Origin of the sequence: Alysiella crassa DSM 2578 (genome assembly GCF_000745955.1) — a bacterium.
GTDB classification, from domain to species: domain Bacteria; phylum Pseudomonadota; class Gammaproteobacteria; order Burkholderiales; family Neisseriaceae; genus Simonsiella; species Simonsiella crassa.
In genome coordinates, this window is the sequence record NZ_JQKH01000021.1 from 24,285 (window position 1) to 33,922 (window position 9,638).

Here is a 9,638-nt window from a genome sequence, read left to right on the forward strand (position 1 = left end):
TTAATTCTTGACACCTATTAATTAGTAAAACTAAACAATACAGGCAGCCTGAAAAGCATATTTTCCTATTTTCAGGCTGCCTATTTTTATCTATTTTTAGTCAATGTGTCTCTGATTTTATTCAACAAAAAACCACACTATTTGATTTCTCACATGGATTCATCAATTTAATAAATTGTAAAATTATTCAGCATAATCAAATGTCTTAATGAAGTCTTAAAACCAGTTTACATAAAATAACAGTACTCTACAAATCCCTACAATACTTACGCATATAATCGGCGCTAATTTCAATCAACCCCCAAGTCTGATGTGCGCTGATTGCGGTATTTGCTGCTTCAGACGCGAATAGACTGCTTTTTTTATGAATTATTCTTGGAAGAAAACTTTTTATAAATCTTTTGCCATCAGCTCATTATTATTCTGTGCTAGCGTTGCCCAAGCAGAACCCAGCAACAACCCCAATGACGCATTGGAACAATTGATTCGCCAACGCCAACAAGCGACTCAACCCAGTGCAGCCCCCAGCAATAATAATAGCCAACCAAAAATTAACTATAACTTTATTCAGCCACGCAACCAAGTAGCGAATAAAGAAGAGAAAAAACTTGATGAGGGTAAACAACCTATTACCGCCGCGCAAGCCCTATCTATTTTCAAACCACGCCCAAGCATGGGTGGCGGTGTTTCGCGTGGCGATGCAGATAGCCTGATTTCCAGCGCAATGGGTTTTATTGGCGTAGCGTATCGCTTTGGTGGCACCACACCGAGTGGTTTTGACTGTAGCGGTTTTATGCAATATGTGTTCCGCAAAACCTTTGCTGTGAACATTCCCCGCACTGCCGCACAACAAGCCACCGTTGGCTCACACGTTAGCCGTGGCAATTTGCAACCAGGGGACATGGTATTCTTCAAAACCGCAGGACCTCGCCGCATTTCACATGTGGGCATGTATGTGGGCAATGACCGCTTTATCCACGCCCCACGCACGGGTAAACGCATTGAAATCACCAGCTTATCTAATAAATACTGGAGCAGCAAATATGCCACCGCACGCCGTGTGAAGCGTCAAGGTGCAGACCGTTTTATTAATTAAAAATACAGGGCTGTTTATCAGATGATAAACAGCCCTCAATATTGCGCTATAATTTATAATTTACACACTTTTAGGTATTCCCATGTCTTTACCCGAACAACCCAAATGGCACAGCGACAACGGCGACCTTATTTCCTGTACCGAAAAAATCAAAGTCATGACCCAAAATATGGAAGAGCTGTTCCAAACCGCCCAAGATGCTTTTGAAGACGCACTACTTATGGGCTGCAGTGAACAGCAAGTTCGTGATTATCTGGTGCATTTAATGCAAAGTCTAGACAATCCCTACCGTCAGCCCTAATTTCAGGCAGCCTGAAAGTCAAAAAGTTGGGAAAATCCCAACTTTTTTAATTACGCGGGAGCAAGTATCTCCCCTGCGTTTTGCCTAATCGTTTAAAAATCGGGGACGCTCGCACCGCCCAAGCCATAACTGCTGAATTCGCCTATTTTTGCTTTATCACTCGTTTCTTTGACAATATGTAATTTGAAATTTTGCCCTGTAGTTTCACTTTTTAATTCAATAAATGGGTAATTTTGGGGCTGGGTTTTGTGCGTTTGGCAATGGGTTAAGGCAGCCTGAAAATCAATGCCCTTAAATTCGGCAAATTCTTGGGCGACTTTTTCCATATTGCGGACGTGAGCACGCTTGAAAATGGCGTGGCGATGATTTTCAGGGACAGCTTGCGCCGATTTTAAATGCACATAATCGCCCAACCTACCCAGCCATTGTGCCAGATTGAGTTGATTTAACTCATCTTCACTTGGGGCAAACACACGCAGTTTTGCCCCAAGTGTGCCAAAATCTTTACCGCAGCGATATTGGGGAAAAGACACCCCAATCGTTTGATTGCCGTACTTATTTTGTCTATCCGCCAAAGCAATGTGGATTTGGGTGTAAATCTTGCTCCACAAAAAGTACAAATCATTTTCTTCATCAGGCAAGAGCGTGAGTTCTTGATAAAATTTCATTGCTATTCCTCACTCTCCTTCTTTTTATCTTTTTTGTCTTTGTCTTCGTCTTTTCCGCCAAACACGCCACCACGAATCAGATTTGCCACCACAAAATGTTTCTGTTCGGTACTGATGTTACCTTCATCACTTAACCAATTTGCCATCAAGCTGTATAAATCGCCTTCGCTTGCGTTTCTGCGATAGGCTTGACCCTGTGTCGGTACAGAGCCATAAGGTTCAATGGCAATGGCAGGCTTAACTGTCTTGTCAAACAAATCATCTGCTTGTGGAAAATCATACCAAGTGTCAATGGTGCGAATGGCATTACCGATTTTTTCAGAATGCAAACCAGCACATAAACCATTTGGCGTTTTGATTTCATATAAAAACTTGGATTTATTGTCTTTATCTTTTTCACGCATTTCTTGTGATGGGAATACTCGTTGCCCCAAACCCACTTTGACAAAGGCTTCTACTTTTAACAACAAATACTTGCCTGTATCAAAACTTTCGGCAATACAGTTTGCCAATTCATCAAGTTTTGTATTTTCTACCTCAAAATCATTTAAGGGCATTGTGCGTGCATTGTCAAAAATCCATTCTTGTGTGGGATTTTCGGTATCATAAATACGCACAATGACACTTTCCGCCCCAACACGATTTCGCCACAAAAACCGACCATTTACCAAGTTATAAGCATAACGGCGAGCCAATGGTAAAAATCCAATTTCATCTTGATATTCTTTGAATTTTTTAGCCAGCTTTATGCCAAAGTCAGGTTCACTATTGGCGGTGGCGGTGGCAATATCGCCCAAAAATTTTACCGTAAAAGACACTTTTAAAGTATCCAAATGCGGTGGCAAGCTGGCATCATCGCCACGCACCAAATTGGGTTGGGACTTTTCTTCATTTGCCACACCGTATTGGCTTTTGACACCACGATTGCTTTTGTCGTGCAATTCAATATTTTGCCAAGTTTGCTGGGATAATTGTGCTACATCAGCATTCCAAAGACCTACTTGCATTAAGCCATCAGACGGTTCAATTTTACGGCTAAATGCCAATACGTTTGGCACGGGAACTTTTTGCTTGGGGGCTTTGTTTTCTGCTTTTGGGGTTTTAGAGGTTTTTGCCATTGTTCATACTCCGCTATTTAAAATATTAGGAAAAAAGGTTGTCATCTTCAAAAATGTCATCAAGGGGGTGCGTTTGGTGTGGCACAATCGCTTTGTCTTGGGTGCATAAATACCATTCATCACGGCAATCATATCGCCAAATCAGGCTGTCTATGTCGGCAATGCGGTGCGTGCTTTTCCATTCGCCCAAGCCGTGTACCGCCTCTACAAAACGAAATGGATAACGCTGGTCTCGCAAATTTTCCACTTCATCAGGCGAATATAATGGACTAATGCCTTTAAATCCCACCATCAACGGCACAATCCAGCCCTTTTTATTGGGCGGAATAATGCGTTCCCATACAACTTCATTTTCATTATTTGGGGTTTCGTTGTCTGTTTCAATGTACTTGGCTTGATGTTTAAATGCAAAAAAGTCTGTCCATCTATCAAAGGCGTTTTTATCCATTTGATTGTCCAAACAATATTGCTCGTGTTCTTTTAAATAATGACTGGCATTTAACAGCGCAAAACTGGGCAATACCGCCTTTTTTAATTGGGATAAACCTGTATTTTGTGAGTCATTATTGATGAATTTAATGTCCGCCAAATGATGAATAGAACCACCTGCCAAACGAGATTGATAGACCCATTGTTTTAAGGCTACCTGATATTCATAAACTTTGCCTTGATTGGTGGATAATGGTGTATTGCATTTGAATAATAAGGATACCGTCATATTCATTTTGGCTTCTTCAATAATCGGAGCAGGACTTTTGGCATCAGCACTTTTTCCTTTTAAAGTAGAAGGCGGACAGCGATTTTGAATGAATCTCACATAATAATCCTGATAAGCGTTTAATTCATAATCGTGGCAAAAAATCCCACAACCTATTAATTCTACAGCAAATTGCTCTTTAAACTTGCGTGATAGGGCGTGGGTTAAACCCAAAAATGCCGTAATTGCAGGAAAACCATAAGTCATACCTGCCAAAGCATTGACATTTTCTACTTTAAGTCTCTCTAATAAAATATATGATGACATTGCGTTTCCCCCATTATGCTTTTAAAACCCAATAATGCGATTGCAACAAAGACAACAGGATTTTAGCATAGATTTTTTCCAATTTTGCCACACGGTTTTTGTGGGTTTGGGTGCTTATCCACGCTGATATTTCTTCTGCCAATTGGGTCAGTTCAGACATTAATTCAGGTTGGGATAAAACCCATTGCTCGCTTATTGCTTTATCCAAAAACAGTTTTAAATATGCTGGCATATTCACATTATCCGTCCAGCCATTTGCTTGATTTTGATAAATAGCCAACATTTGTGTGATGATGTTATCGCCAATATTTTGAATATGCTCAATCAAAGCATTTTTTCTATCATCATTTAAAAACAAGGCTTTATTCTCTATTACCGATAACAACTTTTTGATTTCAAATAATTCATCCTTGCAGTCTGAATAACACGCATTCAACAATTCATTGATACTTTTGGGTGGATTGGGATTGTGTTTGATTTTGGGTGGTTTGGCACAAAATAAATACAACTGCCCACTTCTTTGCCCATTTAAAAATGACGCATTTTGATGATTGCTTTTGGTGGTGGCAAGTGTGGCAACATCGGCAAAACCAACGATTTCATCTTGATGATATTCGCCTTTTTTCTTGGCAATTTTGGCAGGGTTGTCTTTGTTGTGGGCGTATTTAATCGTTTCAAAAATATGCTGTGCCAACGAACTAGAATACATCGGCGACAGCAAATGATATTCACAATCATCAGATACAGGCACATAAATTTGCTTTGCCAAAGTGTGTGAGCTTAATTTTTGGGCAACATACGCCTCTTTAATGGTATCACACCACGCTTGTCGTTCGGCTTGGCTGTCTGAAATTTTGGCAAAACCTTGTTCGTTTTCACACAAAATCTCGCCTAATTGTTTGTTTGTATTTTCAATAGGGTAAGTCAAAAACTCGGCAATCGGTGCAAGTTCGGCATTGGCATAACCCCTATCCAACATATTTGCATTAGCCGTTTGGGTGCTGATTAAATGCAAATGCTCGGTTTGAAGAATGCTGTCTTTGATATTGACCGCTTGACTGCTGGAATGAGTGAGTTTGGCAATATGACTGACATTCAAAAAGACTTTTTCAATGTTTTCTGCCACATAATTGAGCCAGTTTTTTGGCTTATATTTTTGCATACTCTCATTATCATCATCTGCTGTATCTGCTTTCTTGCTTTTTTTGGGCTTGCCTTTGAGTTTTTGTTTCATTAACTCATTGTCAATAAAATAGACTTTTGGTTTTTTTGGTTTTGATTTCTTGTTATTTTCAATGTTTAAAAACGCAATATGCTCATACAAAATCCAAAAATAATCTTTATCAAAACTATTTTCCAAATCCTGCTCATTTTCAAAAATCAGATTAAAAGCGTTATCGTTTTTATACTGAACAATATCTGAATTTGAGTTATAAGGCACTCGCCATAAAGTCCATTTGCTATCCAAATCCAGTTTAAGTTTAGCAAACCATTCCAACAACTCATCAACTTTTTTAGGAGCTAATTTGTTATCTGAATGAACCAGTTCGTAGCCATTAAGTTGTGTGCTAATGACAATCTCTTCTGATGAATCAAGGCGACCTTTAAACTTTTTCTTATCAGGCTGTTTTCTTAACTCTTTTTCCATTCTTTCGTTGAGAAAGTCTTGTATCGCCTGCTGTGCCAATAAAATTTCTTTGTTTTCTGACATTTGAATAACCTTTATCTACCTGTTTTGCCAAATACGCCCAATAAGGGGTGATGATAAAATTGCTTGCCATAGCCCACTTGCACTTCGCCATACACCTTTTGAATATAAGCCAAGGGTTTTTGTAAAATGTAAGACAATTCATCATAAATTTGCTCATCATCGCACTCAAACCAAGCAAAGGCATTATTGCCCCATTCCAATTCATCAAGCTCTTTAATCAAATGGCTCACAATCAATTTTTGATAATCGCTGGCACAATGTTCGTGCCACACCAGCTTTTCTTGTCCATTGTCTTGATTGTATTGATAAACAAGTGAAATTTCAACAGACGATTGACGAAAAGGCTGTTGTCTTTGTATTTCACCAAGCCAAGTAACAGGCTGATTAAGCCAAATGCTGGCGTGATTGTTTTCGTCATTTGTTCCTGTTAAATACGCCCATTGTACGCTGTGTTCCAAACGCACCAATTCATTATAGGGACTATCTACGGGCTTAATGAAGTTAATCGCCGTGATTGCATTGATATTTTGATAATGCTCGGGCTTTAATAATTGGTCTAATTGATGTGATTGTAATTCATACTTTTTGCTTTCAAATCCGGGGCGATGATAAGCAGGGGCATTGCCTTTTAATGCCTTAATATTTTCATTTAAAATAAAAATGTTTTCACAATTAACGGCTTGTTTTCTGTGTCGTTGCACTCGCCCTGCCAGTTGAATTAAGGAACGCATAGAGCTAGGCTCGGCAATCGCCCAATCATAATCGTGGTCTCGTCCCACTTCACACACCGAAGTCGCCAATACCACAAAAATGTGATTTTTGGCGTTGGGATTTTGGTTGATGGCGTTTTGAATTTCAGGCTGCCTGAAAATATCATCGCTGTTTTTGCGATTTAAAATGCGGTCTAGTTTTTGTTCAATCATTCCCCTTTTGGCAAGGGTAAATTGGCTGTGATAGACGCAATAATGCACACAAACATCATCAGGCAAATCTTTGGCAATTAAGGATTTTGCCACTGCCACCAAAGGGTTGATATTGGCAAAACGCATTACGCCCACCGACAAAGTTTTATCAGCAAAACTTTGATGATGGCGTTGATGAGCCATTAACATTGTTTCAAACAGGGTGTTTGCCATATTATCAAACACATTATCGGTTTTAATAATGGGAACAAGTTTGGCACGATGAACCACATTTTGATTTTCTTTTAATTTTTCAATGCGTTTTTTGATGAATTGGCTGTGTTGTTTAAGCATTTCAGGCTGGCTGAAACATTCGGCACTTTGCACGCCAAATTCATCAAACCACGCACACACAATCGGTTTTTCTTGACTGTTGCCCACCATATTGCGTTCATAAACCTGTCGTCCTTTTTGATAAGCGTCAAACAAAGTGCAAGCCATTGCAGGGGCAATGGTGGCACTGGACAACAACACTTTTGAACCCAGCATACCCGCCCAATACACCAAACGGGTCAAGGCAAACCAATCATCAATGCCAAATTCATCAGGCTCATCAAGCACCAAATCACTGCTCAACAAACGCAAAGTGGGAATAATGTGTTTGCCCCCACGCAAAGTTTCAGTCGCAGGCATTAAATAATCAATGGTACTGACCACAATGGGGGCGTGCAATAATTTTTGGTATTTGGGTTTGGATTTAAATAATTGATATAATGGGCTGTTTGCATCTAATTTGATGTCAGCATAATCCAAATCAAATTCATCAACATCATCGTCCAAACTTTCGCTACCCAAAGTGGCAAAATGTGATTTTTCCAAATCTTGTAATAATTGGGCTTGTTCTTTTAAGGATTGTTTATCATTATTTTCGTTAAGATTGATTTGATTGAATAATTGCAAAATGGCATTAGAACCGATTAAAGTGGCAATTTCATCATTGTCCATTTTTAATAAGGTTTTTAGGGTTTGTCCTGTTTGCAAAGTTAAAGCCCTTAACCCCAAAGCAATATTTAACCGCAAGCCTGTTTCACTATTTGCCAAAGCATACATAATCCGAGCATTGGCAAGCGTTTTGCCCTTGCCTGTGGAAGCCATATTGATGCCAAAAAATCCGCATTCATTGGCACGGATATTTAAGTTCTTGGCAAGATAATGAGCCTTATTTTGCCATTCATAATTGTGTTTGTCGGCATCTGATTTTGGGGTTAAGCCATTTTTTAAGACAGAATTGTCATCAATATAGGATAATTGACTCAATAATAATGGCAATTTTTGGCTAAATTGATGGGCGTGATGGGCGACCCTAATATTGTGTTCGTCCAATTTTTGTTTGTATTGACGCTGTTTATCGGTATTGGCATACACTGTATAATTTTCGTCAGCAAAATGTGGATTTGCATTTTGTGATGAATAATGATGGTCGGCATACATCAATGCCAAACGAGCCAAATGAGCCGTTAAATGGTCATTTTCCCAACGGTATGTGTTGATTTTTGCCAAATGATTGAACGCATTTTGGGCGATTTCTTGGGATTTACTTTGCCAAGTTTGACTTTGAAATGGCAAGCCGTTTTCAAATTGCCAATTTAAATTTCTTATTTCATCAGAAAATTGATTGTAATTGGCTGAATTCCAATCCATATCCAGTAAATCATAAATGGCTTGATGCTTGCTTAATTGGATTGATTGTGGAGGAAAATATTTCTCATCTGCCTTGCTGATTTGATAGGATAATAAACGATGATGAGACACAATCAGCCACGCCACCAATTTGGCAAAATCGCTTAATTGAGCAAATGCCTTAAAATTATTTTTGTCATCAATGTTTTTGATAATGGCAGTTTCATCAATATTTTTGGGGTTGGCTAATAAATCAAGCCATTGTTCATTGCTTTTATCTTTAGCAAAGCTGATAAATAATTGAAAAGAGACCCATTCGTGGCGATAGGGTTCATAATTTTTGGTTTTAATCTTTGGATTTAATTTTTGTTGAAATAAATCATTGGCTTTTCCAAAATCGTGAAATAACCCTGCGATTGCCGAAGCCAACGCAATAACAGGCAAGTTTTGCCATAAATGATTGTCTTGATAGATAGTAAAGTCTTTTTGGGTACGATTTACAGGCACAAAACCATTTTCATTAAATTGTGATTTACTGACAACTATCCAAACCAATTCGGTGCGATTTCTGGTAACAATACGATGGCAACTCACGGCGGTATTTTTACTAGGCTTTTGGCGTAATAATTTTTTAACCATCATTAAGCCTTCTTCGGTGATTGCCGTTTGCCAAGTGTTATCGCCTATACGATTGGCATAAGCGTCCAATATTTTACGAGTGCGGTTTAATGCTTTCTTTTGACATTGGGAAATAAAGATGACATTCATTGGTTTTCCTTTTTCAGGCTGCCTTTCAGTACACGACAAAAAATCGGACGACCTGTTTTGGGTTTGAAAAATAGTCCAAAGTTGCCATCATCAACATGGCAGCTTTGGCAAGCTGCTCTAAACCAACACGAAAAATACCTTGCGATAAACGTTCATGAGATTTAGGATTAATCGGATTAAGCGCATGTTGCCAACGCCCAATAACATAAGCCCAAGCCAATGTAACTGCCAGAATCGCAAACAACTTTTCCATTTTAACAGGGTCAGTCATGTGCGTGGCTTCCAAGTCAAAACCGCGTTTTTTCAGGCAGCTAAACAGCATTTCAATTTGCCAGCGCTGACGGTATTTATCCAATAAATCAGCACCTTG

Annotated in this window: 8 protein-coding genes; 2 read left to right on the forward strand and 6 right to left on the reverse strand. The window is 39.1% G+C overall.

Features of this window, described 5'->3' with window-relative positions; genetic code table 11:
- Window positions 1-364 precede the first annotated feature (364 nt).
- Together Q338_RS04995 and Q338_RS05000 are read left to right on the forward strand one after the other, a co-directional pair.
- Window positions 365-1,096 (forward strand): C40 family peptidase, encoded by a 732-nt coding sequence (locus tag Q338_RS04995; protein WP_034292628.1) that lies wholly within the window; start codon window positions 365-367, stop codon window positions 1,094-1,096.
- 82 nt (window positions 1,097-1,178) lie between these two features.
- The gene (locus Q338_RS05000) at window positions 1,179-1,397 is read left to right on the forward strand and encodes a hypothetical protein (RefSeq protein ID WP_034292630.1); all 219 of its coding nucleotides are present in this window, start codon (window positions 1,179-1,181) and stop codon (window positions 1,395-1,397) included.
- Window positions 1,398-1,489: 92 nt separating this feature from the next.
- On the opposite strand, the gene cas6f is transcribed toward Q338_RS05000, so the two are convergent.
- The 6 genes from cas6f to Q338_RS05030 form a co-directional block, all read right to left on the reverse strand.
- Entirely contained in the window at window positions 1,490-2,065 is a 576-nt protein-coding gene (cas6f, locus tag Q338_RS05005; RefSeq protein WP_034292632.1) for a type I-F CRISPR-associated endoribonuclease Cas6/Csy4, read from the reverse strand.
- Window positions 2,066-2,067: 2 nt separating this feature from the next.
- The gene (gene csy3, locus Q338_RS05010) at window positions 2,068-3,183 is read right to left on the reverse strand and encodes a type I-F CRISPR-associated protein Csy3 (protein WP_051968501.1); all 1,116 of its coding nucleotides are present in this window, start codon (window positions 3,181-3,183) and stop codon (window positions 2,068-2,070) included.
- A 25-nt stretch (window positions 3,184-3,208) separates the two neighbouring features.
- On the reverse strand, window positions 3,209-4,207 hold the full coding sequence (gene csy2 / locus Q338_RS05015; RefSeq protein ID WP_034292635.1) for a type I-F CRISPR-associated protein Csy2: 999 nt from the start codon (window positions 4,205-4,207) through the stop codon (window positions 3,209-3,211).
- A gap of 13 nt (window positions 4,208-4,220) precedes the next feature.
- Window positions 4,221-5,918 carry a type I-F CRISPR-associated protein Csy1 gene (locus tag Q338_RS05020; protein WP_034292637.1) on the reverse strand — a complete coding sequence of 566 codons (1,698 nt, stop codon included), beginning with the start codon at window positions 5,916-5,918 and terminating at the stop codon, window positions 4,221-4,223.
- An 11-nt stretch (window positions 5,919-5,929) separates the two neighbouring features.
- Window positions 5,930-9,268 (reverse strand): type I-F CRISPR-associated helicase Cas3f, encoded by a 3,339-nt coding sequence (gene cas3f / locus Q338_RS05025; RefSeq protein WP_034292639.1) that lies wholly within the window; start codon window positions 9,266-9,268, stop codon window positions 5,930-5,932.
- Window positions 9,269-9,293: 25 nt separating this feature from the next.
- The coding region (locus Q338_RS05030) for a transposase (RefSeq protein WP_034292641.1) at window positions 9,294-9,638 on the reverse strand (345 nt) is incomplete at its 5' end.

Excerpts from the sequence above, each read along its gene's own strand:
- csy2 (WP_034292635.1), bottom strand. The coding sequence starts at position 4,207 with ATGTCATCATATATTTTATTAGAGAGACTTAAAGTAGAAAATGTCAAT.
- csy3 (WP_051968501.1), bottom strand. The coding sequence starts at position 3,183 with ATGGCAAAAACCTCTAAAACCCCAAAAGCAGAAAACAAAGCCCCCAAG.
- Q338_RS05000 (WP_034292630.1), top strand. The coding sequence starts at position 1,179 with ATGTCTTTACCCGAACAACCCAAATGGCACAGCGACAACGGCGACCTT.
- cas3f (WP_034292639.1), bottom strand. The coding sequence starts at position 9,268 with ATGAATGTCATCTTTATTTCCCAATGTCAAAAGAAAGCATTAAACCGC.
- Q338_RS04995 (WP_034292628.1), top strand. The coding sequence starts at position 365 with ATGAATTATTCTTGGAAGAAAACTTTTTATAAATCTTTTGCCATCAGC.
- Q338_RS05020 (WP_034292637.1), bottom strand. The coding sequence starts at position 5,918 with ATGTCAGAAAACAAAGAAATTTTATTGGCACAGCAGGCGATACAAGAC.
- cas6f (WP_034292632.1), bottom strand. The coding sequence starts at position 2,065 with ATGAAATTTTATCAAGAACTCACGCTCTTGCCTGATGAAGAAAATGAT.